The sequence below is a fragment of the Thalassobaculum sp. genome, from assembly GCF_040219615.1.
Taxonomy (GTDB): Bacteria; Pseudomonadota; Alphaproteobacteria; order Thalassobaculales; family Thalassobaculaceae; genus Thalassobaculum_A.
On sequence record NZ_JAVJSE010000031.1, the window covers coordinates 81,897 to 97,984 of the forward strand.

A 16,088-nucleotide genomic window follows, 5' to 3' on the forward strand; every position below is an offset into this window, starting at 1 on the left:
CTTCAGGGGAATCGCGCCAAATGTTGGCCGTCTTTCGTCGCATGACGCTGGGCGTCGGGCTGGCCGTAGCGCTCGCCTGCGCGTTGCCGACCGCCGGGTCCGCAAAGGGCCAGGAAGAGGCCGCCGACGAGTTCGTGGTCTTCGTCGTCGGGAACACGCTGTTCACGCTGTACCACGAGCTCGGTCACGCCCTGATCGACAAGCTCGAGATCCCGGTCCTGGGCCGCGAGGAGGACGCCGTCGACGGGCTGGCGGTGCTGTTGATGCTGCCGGAGGACGACCAGGAGGACCCGGTCGCCGAGGCGATGATCCTGTCGGCGGCCGACGGCTACAGCATGGCCTACGAGAGGGAGGACGAGGACGACCTGGCGTTCTGGGGCGAGCATTCGCTCGACCTGCAGCGCTATGCCGCCGTGGTCTGCCTGGTCTACGGCAGCGATCCCGAGGGCTGGGTCGAGCTGGCCGAGCTGACGGAGATGCCCGAGGAGCAGCAGGAGCGCTGCCCCGGCATCTTCGCGCAGACCCTGCTCAGCTGGGACGCGCTGCTGGACCGGCACTACCGCCCGGAGGGCAAGGCCGGCGGCGGCCGGATCAGGCTGCTCTTCAAGCGGCCGGGCAAGGGGATCGACCCGAAGCTGGTCAGCTTCCTCAAGGGATCCCAGGAGATCCGGGATGCCGTCGCATATGTTTCCGACCTGTTCCTTCTGCCGGCCGGTTTCGACGTGGTCTTCGAATCCTGCGACGAGGCCAATGCCTACTACGACCCGGAGACCGGCAACGTGAGCATGTGCTACGAACTGGTCGCCTATTTCGCCGAGCTGTACGCGGAATCGGAGCAATGACGGCCGCGTGCCGACAGCCCGGCGGTCAGGCCTCGACCAGCCACCCGGAGCGCAGCGCCTCCGTTGCCGTGTCGGCCTGCAGCAGACCGATCGCGTACCAGGCGACGCCCTCATATTCGTAGCCTGCGGCGTCTGCACCTTCGGCGAAGTTGCCGGTGTAGAGATGGTCCGCCGTCGCGGCCGAGTAGAAGCGATGGATCGCGGTGGTCCCGGGCTCGGCCTCGGCGATGCCGGCGAACGCCACGCCGTCGTAGCCGAAGCCGCTGTCCGCCTCGGACAGCGCCGCGATCTCGGCCGGGTCGGTGGTCAGCACGTAGTCGCTGGCGGTCGCCGAGAAGAACCGATGCACCGCGGTCAGCGCCGGGTGCGACCCTTCGTTCGAGAACGGAACGCCCTCCTCGACATAGCCGAGCCCCAGCGCCGACGTCGCCTCGACGGTGCTGGCGGTATAGAGATGCGTTCCGTTGCCGGGGTCGTAGAGCCGGAACACCACCGGCAGGCCGTCGTCCAGGTCGTAGTCCGAGATCGCCTGCGCGGCGTAGCTGACGGTCCCCAGGTCGTCGAGGCTCACCTCGATCCCGATCCGCTGTGCTGCCGCCGGCTCGGAGAAGATCACGCCCTCGGTCGGCGTGCGCCCGGGGCCGCCGGGGTTGTAAACGTCGGTGTAGCCGCTTTCCGCCGCGGTCGGGATCACGACGGTGGTCAGCCTTGCAACCGCCGCGGCATCGCCCGCCAGGATGATGTCCAGATAGTTGTCGTGGTCCTCCTGGTACTGAAGCGTGTCGATCGCCGACTCGTCCCCGACCGCCGGGCCGAGGTCGGCGATGCCGACCACCCGGACCGTCCCGACGCCGAGTTCGTAGTCGAGCCCGTCCTGGGTCAGCACGACCGTGGAGCCGTCCGCATGCGTCGCCTCCAGCTTGAACAGGCGCCCGAAGTCGGTCGGCAGGAAGCCGCTGACCCCATCGGGGGAGAAGCCGCCGGAGGTGAACAGACGAAGCCGGAACACGGCGTCGTCGCCATAGTAGGCCGCGCCGTCGTTCGGGAACGCCTGGGACAGCGCCGCCGGCGAGAAGTCGCCGGCCGATGAGTATTCGGTCAGCCGTGCGCCCACCAGCTGCGGTCCCGACGCGTAGTGGTTGCCGGTCGCGGCGGTCATTCCGACCAGCGACTCCGGCCCGTCGCGGCCGACCGCCATCAGCGGCGTGCCGTCGTCGACGATGGTAAGCGAGACCGGGTAGCGGGCACCCTCTGTGCCGGGCGCCAGCCGGTTCCCGAAATCGCCGAAGAACACGATCACGTGCCGTTCGTTGTAGTCGTAGTTCGGGTTGAGCGCCGCGACCTCGGGCGTGATCACCTCGCCGGTGTTGAGCGTGACCGCGATGTCGGTCGGGTGGACCGTGCTCGGCAGCAGGGGCCAGCTGAACACCACCGGCATGGCGTCCTGCAGGGTCGGCGTTCCGCCGAAGCCGCCTGCCGCGATCCCGATCGGCGATCCCGACGACGTCAGGTTGCGCAGCGGCGCGGTGGGGTCGGCGGCGGCATAGTCGAGGTTGACGCCGGCACCCGCGAGGACGGCGAGATTCAGGTCGTCGACGGTGAACAGCCCCGGGACGCCCGAAATGCCCTCGAAGGCATAGTCGGCGGACAGGATCCGCACCTGCGACGTCCACAGGTCGGCATTCAGGATGACGTCTCGGTGCAGTTCGACATAGGCCGGCAGCGATGTCGCGGGAGTGTCGGTCATCGGTCCTCTTGCTGCGATCGGAGGGGCATGCGGGCGACCCCAGACGATAATGTCGGGTCGGCGGACCGGCCAAGAGGCGATTTCCGGCCTTGCCGACGGCGGCGGTTCCGTGGCGCCGCCGGACGGTGTAAGGGTCGCGGCACGGGCCGGAGGGAGATGTCGGGCGATGCGGCGATACCTCGACCAGCGGCTGAAGCTCCCGCTCCTGCGGGCCGCCGACGTGATCGCCCAGCACGGCAGCATCTCGAAGGCCTCGAAGGCGCTCGGCGTCAGCCAGCCGGCGCTGACCAAGAGCCTGCGGGAGCTCGAGGACATCCTGCAGACCCGGCTGTTCGAGCGGCACTCGCGCGGGGTCCGGATCACCGCCGCCGGCGAGCGCGTGCTGCGGTCCAGCCGCAAGGTGCTGGCCGAGCTGTCGCGCCTCGAGGACACGCTCGACGAGCTTTCGAGCCCGGAAGGCTGGGCGGTCGCGGTCGGGGCCCTGCCGGTGGCCGCGAGCGGGGTGCTGCCCGGCGTCCTTGCCCGCCTGAAGGACCAGCATCCGGGCATCCGCCTGCGGTTGCAGGAGGGGCGGACCGAGGACCTGCTGCCGCTGCTCGACGCCGGCGAACTCGACGTGATCGTCGGCCGGCTGTACGCGCCGCCGGTCCCGGACGGGTTCGCGCGCGAGCCGCTGTGGAGCGAGCCGATCTCGCTGCTGGCACGGGCCGGTCACCCGATCCTGGGGCAGCAGCCGGTCACCGCCGGGGCAATCGCCGGCTGCGAGCTGGTGCTGCCGACGATCACCCAGCGCGTCGGCCAGGACATCGAGCATTTCCTGGCGCGGCTCGACCTGGCGCCGGTGTGGCCGCTGCGCTCGAACTCCTACGGCTTCATCCGCGAGATGCTGCACAGCACCGACATGCTGTCGGCGATGCCGCGGCTGATGATGGTCGGCGACCTGCTGCGCGGCACCCTGCGCGTGGTGCCACTGGCGATCGCCGCACCGGACCGGCCGGCCGGCCTGATCCTGGCGCGCGACCGGCCGCTGACGCCTCCGGCCCAGGCCTTCGCGACGGTGCTGCGGGACTACATCGCGGATCTCGCCAGGCGGGGCCTGGTGCCGCCGCCGCCCGGATCCGGGGGCGCCGGGGTATAGCCACCGGTTATGCCGGGTGCCGGATTTGCGATGCCATGTCCCGCGGCCGGCGGGTCTATTCAGGTATACTGCGGCGCTCGCCGAAGCGCGCGAGCCCGTATGTCTCGACCTTGTGCCTGGAGACGGCCATGACCGCCGAACCGATTCTCGACGTCGCCCATCTCGGCCACATCGAACTGCTGACGCCGAAGGCCGAGGAGTCCCTGCGGTTCTTCGTCGACGTCATGGGGATGACCGAGAGCGGGCGCGACGGTCGCTCGGTCTACCTGCGCGGCTGGGACGACTACGAACGCTATTCGCTGAAGCTGACCGACGCCGGCACCTCCGGCATGGGCCACGCGGCGTTCCGGGCGCGCAGCCCGCAGGCGCTGGCCCGCCGGGTCGCGGCGCTGGAGGGCACCGAGTACGCGATCGGCTGGACCGACGGCGATCTCGGCCACGGCCCGGCCTACCAGTTCCGCGATCCCGACGGTCATGTCGTCGAGCTGTACTACGAGACCGAGTGGTACCAGCCGCCGCCCGAGCTGAAGCCGTATCTGAAGAACCAGGCCCAGCGGTTCCCGGCGCGCGGCGTCAACGTCCGGCGGATCGACCACTTCAACTGCCTGGCCGCCGACATCCGCGCGAACCGGGTGTTCTTCGAGGACTATCTCGGCTTTCGCCTGACCGAGCAGATCGTGCTGAACGACGGCACCGAGGCCGGCATGTGGATGACCTGCACCAACAAGAGCTACGACTTCGCCTACACCCGCGAGGCGCACGGCATCGGCGGCCGGTTCCACCACGTGACCTTCGCGCTGGACAGCCGCGAGGAGATCCTGCGCGCCGCCGACATCTTCAAGGAGAACGACGTCTTCATCGAGACCGGCCCGCACAAGCACGCGATCCAGCAGACCTTCTTCCTGTACGTCTACGAGCCCGGCGGCAACCGGGTCGAGCTGGCGAACGCCGGCGCCCGGCTGCTGCTGGCGCCGGACTGGAAGCCGTTGGTGTGGACCGAGGAGGAGCGCAAGAAGGGCCAGGCCTGGGGCCTGAAGACCATCGAGAGCTTCCACACCCACGGCACGCCGCCGCTGCCCGACGACGTGGCCGCGGCGGATGCGCAGACCAGGAGGAACTGAGCCGTGACGACAGCCGGGACGATGGCGGGCAAGACCGCGCTGGTGGTCAGCGCCCATTCCGCCGATTTCGTGTGGCGGGCCGGCGGGGCGATCGCCCTGCACGCGTCGCAGGGCGCGGCGGTGACCGTGGTCTGCCTGTCCTATGGCGAGCGCGGCGAGTCGGCCAAGCTGTGGCGCCAGGACGGCATGACCCTGGACCGGGTCAAGACCGAGCGCCGCAAGGAGGCCGAGGCGGCGGCCGAGGCCCTGGGCGTTGCCGATATCCAGTTCTGGGACCTCGGCGACTACCCGATTGCGCTGCCCGACGAGGCGCTTTACCGGCTGGCCGACCTGCACCGGGCCACCCATCCGGCCTTCGTGCTGACGCACTCGCGCGCGGACCCGTACAACCACGACCACCCGGCGGTCAGCAGCTTCGCCCAGCACGCCCGGATCATCGCCCAGGCGCACGGCCACAACCCCGGTGTCCCGGTCGCCGGGTCGCCGCCGGTGTTCCTGTTCGAGCCGCACCAGCCCGAGCAGTGCCGCTGGATGCCGACCATGCTGCTCGACATCACCGCGGTCTGGGACCGCAAGCAGGCGGCGATCGAGTGCATGGCCGGCCAGGAGCATCTCTGGGAGTACTACGGCCGGGTCGCCCTGCAGCGCGGCGCCCAGGCGGCCCGCAACTCCGACAGGAAGGGCATCAAATACGGCGAGGCCTACGAGGCGGTGTTCCCGCACGTCGTCTCGGACCTGCTGCCGTGAGCGCCGGCACGCTGGGCGTGGCGCTTGGGACCACCCAGTGGACCCGGGCGTTCAAGGCGTCGGGTCCGGTCGTCGGCGGCGTGCCGGTCGAGTTCGCCGACGTCTCGCCGATCTACCGGGCGTTCGCGCCGATGGTGCGCGAGCAGCGCTTCGACCTCTCCGAGATGGCGCTGTTCACCTTTCTGCAGGCCCGGGCCTACGACAAGCCGATGGTGCTGCTGCCGGTGGCGGTGGCGGCGCGCTCGCAGGAGCCTTCGCTGTGGTGCCGGGCCGACGACGGCGGCATCGCCGGGCCGGCCGATCTGGCGGGCCGGCGCGTGGGCGTCCGGGCCTACAGCCAGACCACCTGCGCCTGGCTGCGCGGCGTGCTGGCCCAGGATTTCGGCGTCAAGGCCGACAGCATCCGCTGGTCCACCTTCGAGCCGGCCCATGTCCCGGAATACGCCGACCCGCCCTGGGCCACGCGGGCGCCGGCCGGATCGGACATGCTGGCGATGCTGCGGGCGGGCGACCTGGACGCCGTGATCGTCGGCAACGAGCCGCCGAACGACCCCGCCCTGCGCCAGGTGTTCCCCGACCCTGAGGCCGCCGGGGCGCGGTTCCGGGCGGCGCACGGCTTCGTGCCGGTCAACCACCTGGTGGTGGCGCGCCGCGACCTGGTGCTGTCGCGGCCGGAACTGGTGGCCGGCTTCGCCGAGGCGCTTGTCGCCGCCCTGCAGGCCGCCGGCGCCCCGCTGCCGGTCGGCCGCGCGGCGCTGGACCCGGCGATCGAGCTGGCGGCGCGCTGGGCGTTCGACCAGGGACTGTTGCCGCGGGCGCTGTCGGTCGACGAGGTATGGGCGCACTGATCGCCTCGCGCGGTTTTGTCCGATCGCGAGTGTCCGGTTCCTGTCGGCCGGCGGGTCACCGGCGTATCCTTGCGGGACTGCGGCCGCGCGACGGCGGCCGTTTCGGGGAAGGACGGAACCCGATGTTCAGGCGGCGCATCCTCCCGGCCCTTGCGGTCCTGATGCTGCTCACGCTGCCGGCGGCGGGGCAGGAGCGGGTGGTCCTGACCGCCGCCGACGGGGTGCCGGTGACCGCCGACGTCTATGCCGGGCCCGATGCCGGCGCGCCGTGGATCGTTCTGGCGCACATGGCCGGGGCCAGCCGCGGCGAGTACCGCGAGATCGCGCCGCGGCTGAACCGGCTCGGCTACAACGCCGTCGCCCTCGACCAGCGCTCCGGCTCGGGCTTCGCCGGGATCCCGAACGAGACCGCCGCCGCCGGCCGGGCCAGGGGCATGCGCCAGGACTACGTCTCGGCGATCCCCGACATCGAGGCCGGCATCGCCTATGCGCGGAGCCGGACCGGCGGCCCGGTGCTGCTCTGGGGCAGTTCCTACTCGGCGGCGCTTGCGCTGTGGCTGGCCGGCGAGTACCCGACGCTGGTCGAAGGGGTCGTCGCCGTGTCGCCCGGCGAGTATCTGGCAGGCCATTCGGTCGTCGACGCGGCGCCGGGCATCGCGGTACCCCTGCTGATCGTCTCGCCACCGGACGAGGTCGCCCAGTGGCGGCCGATCTACGAAGCGGTGCCGCACGACCGCAAGGCGCATTTCTCGCCGGACCGGGGTGGCCGACACGGCTCCTCGGCGCTGGTGCCGTCGCTGTCGCCCGGCAGCGAGGCGTGCTGGCGGGCGGTCGAGGCATTCCTGGCGCGCTATTTCGGACCCTGACCCGGGCCGGCGGCCGGTCGACTTCCGGCCGGCGCTGCGGCACCCTGGGGCACCCGTTGCCGGAGCCGCCCGATGAGCCTGACCGTCAGCCGTCACATCCCGGTCCGTCCCGACTGGCTGGCCACCTGCCGCGAAGACCCGCTCGACCCCGAGCTGCCGATCGTCGACCCGCATCACCATCTCTGGGACCGTCCGGACTCGCGCTACCTGGCCGACGACCTGCGGGCCGATATCGACGGGTCGGGCCACCGGATCCTGGCGACGGTCTATGTCGAATGCCACGCCATGTACCGCGAGGGCGGCGACCCGCTGGAACGGCCGCTCGGCGAGGTCGCCTTCGCCGCCGGCGTCGGCGAGCTCGCCGAGGCGGAGGGCGGGAACACGGCGCTCTGCCGGGGCGTCGTCGGCACCCTCGACCTGTCCGCCGGCGACCGGGTCCGACCGTTGCTGGAGGCGGCGGTCGCGGTCGGGCAGGGGCGCCTCAGGGGCCTGCGCTGCAGCAGCGTCCACCATCCCGACCCGACCGCCCACGGCTCGATGCTGAACGTCCCGCCGGGGCTGCTGGGGAGCGCGGCCTTTCGGGCCGGCTTCGCGCATCTGGCGCCGCTCGGCCTGTCGTTCGACGCCTGGATGTACCACACCCAGCTGGCCGACGCGGCCGAGCTCGCCGACGCGTTCACGGATACCCCGATCATCCTGAACCATGTCGGCGGACCGATCGGCATCGGCCCCTATGCCGGCCGCCGGGACGAAGTCTTCGCGGACTGGCGGGCGGCGCTGCGCGAGGTCGCCCGGCGGCCGAACGTCGCGGTCAAGCTCGGCGGCCTCGGCATGCGGCTGTTCGGCTTCGACCTGCACGCGGGCGAGCGGGCCCCCGGTTCCGAGGCGGTGGCCGCCGCCTGGCGGCCCTATGTCGAGACCGCGATCGAGGCGTTCGGCCCGGACCGCGCGATGTTCGAGAGCAACTTCCCGGTGGACAAGGGCAGCTGCGGCTACGGCGTGCTGTGGAACGCCTTCAAGCGAATCGCCGCGGGGTGCTCGGCGGCCGAAAAACGGGCGCTGTTCGCGGACACCGCCGCGCGGGTGTACCGGCTCGGGATTTCGGTCTAGGCCGCCTTCGCCGGCACCCGCCGCGCCTCCGCCTCCTCGAGTTCGGCGGCGGCGATCGCCCGCTCGAGGGCGCCGACCAGCGCCCTGGCCGATTCCAGGGTCAGCTCGACCGCGGCGCGGGCGCCGGGGCCGAGATCCGGGTTCACGAAGTCGACGATGATGCCGTCATCGAGCAGCGCGTGGTTCGGATGGTCGTAGGAGACGACGGCCCGGGTGACCGGGAACCAGCCGTCGAAGCTCTTGCCGGCGCCCTCGGCCGGGACGATCTCGACGATCGAGGTGCACATGCCGCCTACCCCTTCAGGTGCTTGCCGAAGAAGGCGAAGATCTTCTCCCAGCCGTCCAGGGTCTGTTCGACCCGGTACATCGGCCGGTGATAGTAGAAGAAGCCATGGCCGGCGCCGTCGTAGCGGTGGAACGCGTAGTCCTTGCCGTGCTTCTTCAGCTCGGCCTCGTGCTGGTCGACCTGCTCCGGGCTGGGGGCGCGGTCCTCGTTGCCGAACAGCCCCAGCAGCGGGCAGGACAGGCCCCTGGTCATCTCGATCGGCGGGACCGGCTGCTTGGCCGGCCGGTCGTCCTCGGCCTGCACCACGCGGCCGCCCCACAGTTCGACCACGGCGTCGATGTCGTTCCGCTGGCAGGCATAGACGAAGGCCTGGCGGCCGCCCGAGCAGCTGCCGATCAGGCCTACCTTGCCGTTGACGAAGGGCTGCGCGCGCAGCCAGGCGACCGCACCGTGGGTATCGCCGACCATCTGGTCGTCGGCGACCCCGCCCTCGGCCCGCGCCTTGGCGGCGACGTCGTCGGGATGGCCCTCGCCGAGCCGGTGGTACAGGTTGTGGCTGACGGCGGCATAGCCGTGATGGGCGAATTTCCGGGTCATCTCCCGGTAGAACTCGCCCCAGCCGGGCAGGTGGTGGATCAGGACGACGCCCGGGAACGGGCCGGGGCCCATCGGCCGCGCCTGGTAGGCTGAGATCGGCTCGTTGTTGTGGCCGTTGATCGTCAGGGATTCGGCGATCATGCTTTCATACGCCATCGTCTTCACCTTCTCGGCACGGGAAACGGAAGCGACCGCCAGGACGGGGCGAGCGATGTCCGAGCCTAGCACAGCCGCCGCCGGTGCCGCATGGCTTGTGGCGGCCGGTGCGGGCCGGCGGTAGGGTTCGCAACGCCATGCGCCTCCGGAAGCCAGGAACGGGAGTCCGCCCATGACCACGACGCCCGAACGGGGCCAGTCCATCCCCGACGCAAGCCACCTGTATGAGGTCGAGCGACGGGCCCGCCACCTGGAGCGGCCGGGCTTCCGGATCACCGAGCTGCAGCTGTCGCCCGACCAGACGGTGCCCTGGCACAGCCACACCCATGTCGGCGACACCTTCTACGTGCTCGAGGGCCGGATGCGCCTGTTCCTGCAGGCACCGAAGGAAAGCGTCGAGCTGGGGCCGGGCGAGAGCTACGCCGTCGCCCCGGGCCGGCCGCACCTGGTCACCAACGCCGGCGACGCCTCCTTGACCTTCCTGGTGCTGCAGGGGGTCGGCGAGTACGACTACGTGCCGCTGGTCTCCCGGGCCTGACCGTGCTCTCTCGATAGGGTGTCCATCCGACCTTGGGACACGGGTTGGGAGTGCCGCTTGAGCGAGACCGCATCCGACGACGGCATCGACTTCGTCGAGCAGGGGGACGGGCCGGCGGTGCTGTTCGTCTCCGGCTCGTTCGGCACGCCGGCCGCCTGGCGCGGCATGTGGAAGCGGCTGCCCGCGGGCTACCGGCTGGTCGCGACCAGCATCCTCGGCTACGGCGCGACCCGGGAGACCCGGACGCCGGCCGATCTCGACATGGCCCACCAGGTCCGGGTGATCGGGAAGGCGGCCGCCCGGATCGGGGCGCCCGTCCATCTCGTCGGCCATTCCTTCGGCGGCACCGTCGCGCTGGCGGCGGCCCTGGCCGGCGTCGCCGAGATCCGCAGCATCGCGACCTTCGAGGCCAACCCGCTGGCGCTGATCCGCGAGCACGGCTCCGAGGAGCTGTACGAGCGCACCCGCGCGATGAGCCTGGCCTTCGAGGCGGCGCATGCCGGCGGCGAGCGGGACGCGGCGGGGCGCATCATCGACTTCTGGGGCGGCGCCGGATCGTTCGCGGCGATGCCCGAGGTCGTGCAGGACTACTGCCGGACGACCGCCGGCGCCAACGTGCTCGACTGGCGCACCGCCTTCGCGTTCGCGGCCTCGAAGGCCGACTACGCGCGTCTCGACATCCCGGTCCTGCTGGTGCGCGGCAGCGCCGCCTGCCAGGAGATGGCGACCATCACCGACGGCCTGGCGGCCTGCCTGCCGAACGTCCGCCCGGCGGTGGTCGAGGGCGCGAGCCACTTCCTGATCACGTCGCACCCGGACGCGTGCGCCGGGCTGCTGGCGGACTTCCTGGGCGACCTGGAAGGCTGACTGTCCTAACGCCGGTAGCCCTTGCCGCGTGCCTTGACCGCTTCCAGGGACGAGAGATCCCCGGCCGGGATCGAATGGCCGCCCGGGAACGGCGGGCCGGGGCGGGCGCCGATGGCGGCGCGCACCCGGTCGTCCTGATAGTAGCTGTCGTACACCCGGAACACCAGGCTGCGGAACGCCTTGGCGTCGGCCTCCGAGAACGCCCGCACCAGCGCGACGCGGCGCTCGAGGGGCAGGCCGGGAAAGCCGTCGTCGAACCGGTCCAGGATTGCGGTCAGTTCGTCCCGGTACTCGGGCGCCTGCTCCGCCAGATAGGCCGGGAAGTCGATCTCCGCCGCACTGGGCATCGTTCCGTCGCCGCTGGCCGGCAGAATGCTGTCCTGCAGGGCGGCGAGGCGGCGGCGCTGGCTGTCGCTGAAGGCTGTCGTCACCGGAATTCCCCTCAGTCGTCGAACAGGTTGGCGAGGTTCGCCTTGATGCGGTCGCCGATATAGAGCGCCAGCGCCTGGATGGTACTGGTCGGGTTCACGCCGCCGGCGGTGACGAAGAGGCTGCCGTCGACGATGAACAGGTTCTGCACGTCGTGGCTGCGGCCCCAGGAATTCACCACCGAACGCTCGGGGTCTGTGCCCATGCGGGCGGTGCCCAGCAGGTGCCATCCGGACGGCCGCAGCAGCGGGGTCTCGATGACCTCCTTCGCGCCGGCCGCCCGCATCACCTCCTTGCCGCGCTCCAGGCCGTGCGCCAGCATCCGCTTGCTGTTCTCGCTCAGCCGGTAGCTGATCTTCGGCGCCGGGATGCCGTCGGAATCGACCAGCTCGGGGTCGAGCGTCACCCGGTTGCACTCCTCGGGCAGGTCCTCGCACACCGCGAGGCACTGCACCGTGTGGTCGAAGTACCGGCTGAACTTCTCGTGGTGCCCAGGGCCCCAGGGAATCGTGCCGGCCGCCAGTCCGCGCATGGCGGTCGCCAGCGGCCCGCCGGCGCCGCGGGTCACCTGCATGTTGTAGCCGCGCACGAAGCCGCGCTCGAGGTCGGTCTCGTAGAACTCCTTGCTCAGGATGCAGCAGCCGTTCGGCCCCTTGTGGGTGTCCAGCCGCTCCTCGAACACGCCGGTCGCCAGCGCCACCGGGTGGAACATCAGGTTCTTGCCGACCAGGCCGCTGCGGTTCGCCAGGCCGTCGGGGAACTGCTTCGACGTCGAGTTCAGCAGGATGCGCGGGGTGCCGACCCCGTTGCAGGCCATGATCACCACTTCGGCCTTCTGGAAGCGCTCGCGGCCGTCGGCGTCGTAGTAGATCACGCCGTCCGCCATGCCGTCGTCGTTCACCGTCACCTCGCGCACCCGGCAGCGGGTGCGCAGCTCGACGCCGGCCCGGATCGCCTCGGGCCAATAGGTGATGTCGGTGCTGCCCTTGGCGCCCTGCGAGCAGCCGGACATGCAGGGATTGAGGTTCAGGCAGCGGTCGCGGCCCTCATAGGGCTGGGAGAGGATGGCTGCGTCGGATGGCCACCAGTGCCAGCCCAGCCGGTCGAAGCCGCGGGCCACGGTCTCGCCGACCAGCCCGATGGGCAGCGGCGGCAGCGGCAGCAGCTTCGGCGGGTACATCGGGTCGCCCGGCAGGCCCGACACCCCCATGATCCGGTCGTTCTGGACGAAATACGGCTCCAGGTCATCGTAGCCGAGCGGCCAGTCGTCGGCGACGCCGTCCAGGGTCTTCACGCGAAAGTCCGAGGGGTGCAGGCGCGGGAAATGGGCGGCGTAGTTGATCGTGCCGCCGCCGACGCCGTTGAAGTTCAGCACGTCGATCGGCGACTCGCTGCCGTTGACCGGATAGTCGGTGTCCCGCCCGCGGACGTTCGGGTCGACGTGCCAGGCCCCGAACTGCTGGGCCTCCCAGTTCTTGGCCGTCGTCGGGTAGTGCGACGACGACATCCAGTCGCCCTGCTCCAGGCACAGGATGCGCATCCTGGTCTCGGTCAGGCTCCAGGCGATCGCGGCACCCGACGCGCCGGCGCCGATGATCAGGACGTCAACCGGATCGTTGCTGGGCGATGCAGCCGTTCGGGCCATCTGTGAATTCCTCCCGATGCGCTTTTGGCGCGCATTGTCGGGCGGCCCGGTGCGAAGGCCAAGCGCGATCTTCCGGCCGGGTTGCGGCCCCGGAGGGTCAGGCGGCGATGGTCGCGGCCGGACCGGCGGCAAGCGTGACCACGTTGGCGAGGAACTGGTCGGTGACCCGGTCCCAATCGAACTTCTCGGCATAGGCCCGGCAGGCATCCGGAGACTTCCCAACGGCGGCGAGCGCCGCTGCGCGAAGGTCGTCGTTCAGGACGCCGTGACCCGCGTCGATCGGCCCGGTCGCACCAAGCGCGTCCAGCGGCCCCGGGACCGGATAGGCGGCGACCGGCACGCCGCAGGCGAGCGCCTCCAGCATCACCAGCCCGAAGGTGTCGGTCCGGCTCGGGAACACGAAGGCGTCGGCGGCGGAGTAGCAGCGCGACAGCTCGTCGTCGCCGTGGCAGACGTGGAACAGCACGTCCGGGTAGCGCTTCATCAGAGCATCGCGGTCGGGGCCGCGGCCGACCACCACCTTGCTGCCCGGCAGGTCGAGGTCGAGGAAGGCTGGGAGGTTCTTCTCGACAGCAATCCGGCCGACATACATGAAGATCGGCCCCGGCAGGTCGAAGAACCCCTTGCCGCGCGGCCGGAACGTCCGGGTGTCGACGCCGTGGCTCCACTCCAGCACATTGGAGAATCCGCGTTCCTTCAGTTCTGCCGCCACCGACGGAGACGGCGAGAACACGCAGCGCGAGGGTCCGTGGAACCGGCGCAGCGCGCCGTAGCCCCAGCCGAGCGGGATCGGGAGCCGCTCCGTCAGGTACTGCGGGAACTTGGTGTGATAGGCGGTGGTGAAGGGCAGCCCCTTGGACAGGCAGGCCGCCCGCGTCGCCCAGCCGATCGGTCCCTCGGTGGCGATGTGGATGACGTCGGGCCGGTCCTTCTTCAGGAAATGCCGGATCCGGCGTTGCGGCGCGATCGCCAGCGGGATCTCGGCATAGCCGGGGCAGGGGACCGAGGCGAACTGGTCCGGCGAGATGACGGTGACGCGATGGCCGCGGTCGAACAGGCGCAGGCGCACGGAGTCGATGACCCGCACCACGCCGTTGATCATCGGGTACCACGCGTCGGTCGCGATCAGGATGTGCACGGCGCCGGCCATCCCGGGCTGTGGGCGAATCACCCTGGAATCTAAGGATTTTTCATAACAGTAGTGTGACGGTGGGGCGAGCCGCCGGCCGGCCTGGGATCACGGGACCGTCCACTCGATCTCGCAAGGCTCGTCTCCGTGATACGAGCCGAAGTTCTGCCTGTAGGACAGCTTGAAACCCATCTGTCCCTTGCCGTGGCCGCGCCATCCCCGCGGCGCCGAGGAATCCGGCCGCAACTCGCCGATCAGCACCAGCGGCCAGACGCTGGAGCGCACCGTCCTGAGGTTGGCCCCGGTGCCCTGCAGAGTGTTGAAGATGCTGGTGCCTTCGGCGCGCAGCACGAGCCGGCCGCTCGCCGGGTCCAGGTGGCCGGTGCCGCGATCTAGATAGGTGTTGCCGGAGGTGTCCGTCTTGTAGAGCCGGGTGCCGCCATAGATCGAACCGGGCATGAAGCCGAACCCGACGGTGTTGTTGTCGCTGACGTGAAGCGACATCGGCTGCCACTCATGCGGAGCGTAGGTGAAGCCCCGGAAGAGCTGGACCGTCGGTCCGGTGGTCGGTCCGTAGCAGGTCCGGGTGATCGTCCCGGTCACCGTCTGCCGCCCGCCCGTCGTGGCCGGCGGCGGAGCACTCGTCCCGGCGACCCGGCGCTGGTCGATGCAGTCGCGCACCGCGGTGTCGAGCTTGAAGGCGAGCACCGCCGCCACCCGGTCGGTCACCATGTCCTCGCGGGCCAGGTCGTAGTCCTGCTGGCGTTGCCGGCGCCGGTCCCGCAAGGCATCGAGCTCGGCGCTGCGGGCCGTGGCGGCGGCGCCGGCCGTCTCGGCAGCGTTGAAGTCGCGCTCCAGCGATGGAATCCGCTCGCCCTCCAGCCAGCGGAGCCGGGTCGCGATCCCCTGGCGCTGATGCTGATACTGCTGCCAGTCGGCGTGCAGCTGCGAGGTCTGCGCCGCCAGCTCGGCGAGCGACGCCGGTGCATGGGTCAGATACAGCGCCCCTCCGGCCTCGGCCAGCGCTGCAGCCCGTGCCTCGAGGGCAGCATCGAGTTGCCCCTGCAACTCCTGGCTGGCGTGACGGACATAGGCGGCGTCGCCGGCCCGGGTCGTGACCGTGGTGCGGTTCCCCTCCTGGAGATCCTGGATCTGCCGAGTGAGGGAGTCGATCCGGGCCGTGGCGTCGCGCAGTTTCGCGCTGGCGGCCGCGAACGTGTCGCGGTGCTGCCGCAGCAGGTCGTTCTTCTCGTCCAGCTGCCGCAGCTCGAAGCGCTTGCGCTCGAGCTCCTTGCGGGCGGCGTCCAGGTCGTCCCGCAGGCCGTCCATCTTGCGGCTCTGGGCCTCGTCTTCGGGGCTCTTGGTTTGTTCGCGGCCGGCGATGTCCCGGTCCAGCGCATCGATCTCGCCCCTGAGGCCCGCGATGCGTTGCTCGGCCTGTTCGATCCGCTTCAGCCGCGCCAGTTCGTCCTGGCGCCGGCGGTCCAGCTCCGCCGCCTGGCGGTCGAGGCCGGCGCCATCGGCCCGGGCGATCTCGTCGCAGCGCTTCGAGGCCTCGGCGTCGACATCGTCGAACAGGCTGTCCAGGGTCGATGGCGATCCGTTCGAAGCCGTGGGCGAAGAACTGCCGGGCGTCGTCGGAGACAGGTCGCCGCTGCCGGACACGATCGGGCCCAGCAGCCCGCCCAGCGTGTCGACCCGGTCGGCCGGGGTGGTGCCGACGCCGGCCGGCCCGCTGCCGGAAGCGCCACGCAGGGCCGGCCCCTGGATGGACTGGCCGAATTCCCTGATCTCGTGGCCCGGCGGCGCGTCGGCATGTGCCTGCGGAGGCGCGCCGGGCAGCAAGGCCGCGGCGCCGAGCAGGACTGCAAGGCGAAGCTTGGTCATGTGTCTCCCCGCACCCGACCATCCTCGGAACCGATCATAGTCCCGTCGGTGCGGCCCTGGCCACTGTTGCGGCCTTCAAGGCCTCGTGATCCTTCGGTCAATCCGGAATCCTGGACAGCCACCGATCAGTAAATC

Annotated in this window: 16 protein-coding genes; 9 read left to right on the top strand and 7 right to left on the bottom strand. The window is 70.8% G+C overall.

Features of this window, described 5'->3' with window-relative positions; translation table 11 throughout:
• The first annotated feature begins 20 nt into the window (after nucleotides 1-20).
• Nucleotides 21-842 carry a DUF4344 domain-containing metallopeptidase gene (locus RIC31_RS16850; protein WP_350110193.1) on the top strand — a complete coding sequence of 274 codons (822 nt, stop codon included), beginning with the start codon at nucleotides 21-23 and terminating at the stop codon, nucleotides 840-842.
• Between the two features lie 25 nt (nucleotides 843-867).
• Here the strand turns inward: RIC31_RS16850 and RIC31_RS16855 are convergent, their stop codons facing one another.
• On the bottom strand, nucleotides 868-2,589 hold the full coding sequence (locus RIC31_RS16855) for a hypothetical protein (RefSeq protein ID WP_350110196.1): 1,722 nt from the start codon (nucleotides 2,587-2,589) through the stop codon (nucleotides 868-870).
• A gap of 166 nt (nucleotides 2,590-2,755) precedes the next feature.
• On the opposite strand from RIC31_RS16855, the gene RIC31_RS16860 reads away from it, so the two are divergent.
• The 6 genes from RIC31_RS16860 to RIC31_RS16885 all read left to right on the top strand — a co-directional run bounded on the left by RIC31_RS16860 (nucleotide 2,756) and on the right by RIC31_RS16885 (nucleotide 8,419).
• Entirely contained in the window at nucleotides 2,756-3,727 is a 972-nt protein-coding gene (locus tag RIC31_RS16860) for a LysR substrate-binding domain-containing protein (protein WP_350110199.1), read from the top strand.
• Nucleotides 3,728-3,855: 128 nt separating this feature from the next.
• Nucleotides 3,856-4,848, top strand: a complete 993-nt coding sequence (locus tag RIC31_RS16865) for a catechol 2,3-dioxygenase (RefSeq protein ID WP_350110202.1) — start codon at nucleotides 3,856-3,858, stop codon at nucleotides 4,846-4,848.
• 3 nt (nucleotides 4,849-4,851) lie between these two features.
• Complete coding sequence (locus RIC31_RS16870; RefSeq protein WP_350110204.1) at nucleotides 4,852-5,595, top strand: PIG-L deacetylase family protein; 744 nt, start codon at nucleotides 4,852-4,854, stop codon at nucleotides 5,593-5,595.
• A complete protein-coding gene (locus RIC31_RS16875) occupies nucleotides 5,592-6,443 on the top strand; it encodes a substrate-binding domain-containing protein (protein WP_350110206.1) in 852 nt (283 codons plus the stop codon). The genes RIC31_RS16870 and RIC31_RS16875 overlap by 4 nt, the downstream gene beginning before the upstream one ends.
• Before the next feature lie 122 nt (nucleotides 6,444-6,565).
• The gene (locus RIC31_RS16880) at nucleotides 6,566-7,309 is read left to right on the top strand and encodes an alpha/beta hydrolase (RefSeq protein ID WP_350110208.1); all 744 of its coding nucleotides are present in this window, start codon (nucleotides 6,566-6,568) and stop codon (nucleotides 7,307-7,309) included.
• A 72-nt stretch (nucleotides 7,310-7,381) separates the two neighbouring features.
• Nucleotides 7,382-8,419 (top strand): amidohydrolase family protein, encoded by a 1,038-nt coding sequence (locus RIC31_RS16885; protein ID WP_350110211.1) that lies wholly within the window; start codon nucleotides 7,382-7,384, stop codon nucleotides 8,417-8,419.
• Here RIC31_RS16885 and RIC31_RS16890 read toward each other — a convergent pair.
• A complete protein-coding gene (locus tag RIC31_RS16890; protein WP_350110213.1) occupies nucleotides 8,416-8,706 on the bottom strand; it encodes a DUF6295 family protein in 291 nt (96 codons plus the stop codon). The genes RIC31_RS16885 and RIC31_RS16890 overlap by 4 nt on opposite strands.
• 5 nt (nucleotides 8,707-8,711) lie before the next feature.
• Entirely contained in the window at nucleotides 8,712-9,458 is a 747-nt protein-coding gene (locus RIC31_RS16895) for a dienelactone hydrolase family protein (protein ID WP_350110216.1), read from the bottom strand.
• A 172-nt stretch (nucleotides 9,459-9,630) separates the two neighbouring features.
• Between RIC31_RS16895 and RIC31_RS16900 the strand changes: the two genes are divergently transcribed.
• Nucleotides 9,631-9,996: a cupin domain-containing protein gene (locus tag RIC31_RS16900; protein WP_350110219.1), complete on the top strand. Its 366-nt coding sequence runs from the start codon at nucleotides 9,631-9,633 to the stop codon at nucleotides 9,994-9,996.
• A 57-nt stretch (nucleotides 9,997-10,053) separates the two neighbouring features.
• Nucleotides 10,054-10,863, top strand: coding sequence for an alpha/beta fold hydrolase (locus RIC31_RS16905; protein ID WP_350110223.1), 810 nt, complete (start codon nucleotides 10,054-10,056; stop codon nucleotides 10,861-10,863).
• A 5-nt stretch (nucleotides 10,864-10,868) separates the two neighbouring features.
• Here the strand turns inward: RIC31_RS16905 and RIC31_RS16910 are convergent, their stop codons facing one another.
• The 4 genes from RIC31_RS16910 to RIC31_RS16925 form a co-directional block, all read right to left on the bottom strand.
• Nucleotides 10,869-11,294, bottom strand: a complete 426-nt coding sequence (locus tag RIC31_RS16910) for a gluconate 2-dehydrogenase subunit 3 family protein (RefSeq protein ID WP_350110225.1) — start codon at nucleotides 11,292-11,294, stop codon at nucleotides 10,869-10,871.
• Nucleotides 11,295-11,305: 11 nt separating this feature from the next.
• Nucleotides 11,306-12,937, bottom strand: a complete 1,632-nt coding sequence (locus RIC31_RS16915) for a GMC family oxidoreductase (protein WP_350110228.1) — start codon at nucleotides 12,935-12,937, stop codon at nucleotides 11,306-11,308.
• A gap of 97 nt (nucleotides 12,938-13,034) precedes the next feature.
• Complete coding sequence (locus RIC31_RS16920) at nucleotides 13,035-14,075, bottom strand: glycosyltransferase family 4 protein (RefSeq protein WP_350110230.1); 1,041 nt, start codon at nucleotides 14,073-14,075, stop codon at nucleotides 13,035-13,037.
• Between the two features lie 99 nt (nucleotides 14,076-14,174).
• Entirely contained in the window at nucleotides 14,175-15,953 is a 1,779-nt protein-coding gene (locus tag RIC31_RS16925; protein WP_350110233.1) for a hypothetical protein, read from the bottom strand.
• Between the last annotated feature and the right edge of the window lie 135 nt (nucleotides 15,954-16,088).

Excerpts from the sequence above, each read along its gene's own strand:
- RIC31_RS16850 (WP_350110193.1), top strand. The coding sequence starts at position 21 with ATGTTGGCCGTCTTTCGTCGCATGACGCTGGGCGTCGGGCTGGCCGTA.
- RIC31_RS16855 (WP_350110196.1), bottom strand. The coding sequence starts at position 2,589 with ATGACCGACACTCCCGCGACATCGCTGCCGGCCTATGTCGAACTGCAC.
- RIC31_RS16860 (WP_350110199.1), top strand. The coding sequence starts at position 2,756 with ATGCGGCGATACCTCGACCAGCGGCTGAAGCTCCCGCTCCTGCGGGCC.
- RIC31_RS16865 (WP_350110202.1), top strand. The coding sequence starts at position 3,856 with ATGACCGCCGAACCGATTCTCGACGTCGCCCATCTCGGCCACATCGAA.
- RIC31_RS16880 (WP_350110208.1), top strand. The coding sequence starts at position 6,566 with ATGTTCAGGCGGCGCATCCTCCCGGCCCTTGCGGTCCTGATGCTGCTC.
- RIC31_RS16885 (WP_350110211.1), top strand. The coding sequence starts at position 7,382 with ATGAGCCTGACCGTCAGCCGTCACATCCCGGTCCGTCCCGACTGGCTG.
- RIC31_RS16890 (WP_350110213.1), bottom strand. The coding sequence starts at position 8,706 with ATGTGCACCTCGATCGTCGAGATCGTCCCGGCCGAGGGCGCCGGCAAG.
- RIC31_RS16895 (WP_350110216.1), bottom strand. The coding sequence starts at position 9,458 with ATGGCGTATGAAAGCATGATCGCCGAATCCCTGACGATCAACGGCCAC.
- RIC31_RS16900 (WP_350110219.1), top strand. The coding sequence starts at position 9,631 with ATGACCACGACGCCCGAACGGGGCCAGTCCATCCCCGACGCAAGCCAC.
- RIC31_RS16915 (WP_350110228.1), bottom strand. The coding sequence starts at position 12,937 with ATGGCCCGAACGGCTGCATCGCCCAGCAACGATCCGGTTGACGTCCTG.
- RIC31_RS16925 (WP_350110233.1), bottom strand. The coding sequence starts at position 15,953 with ATGACCAAGCTTCGCCTTGCAGTCCTGCTCGGCGCCGCGGCCTTGCTG.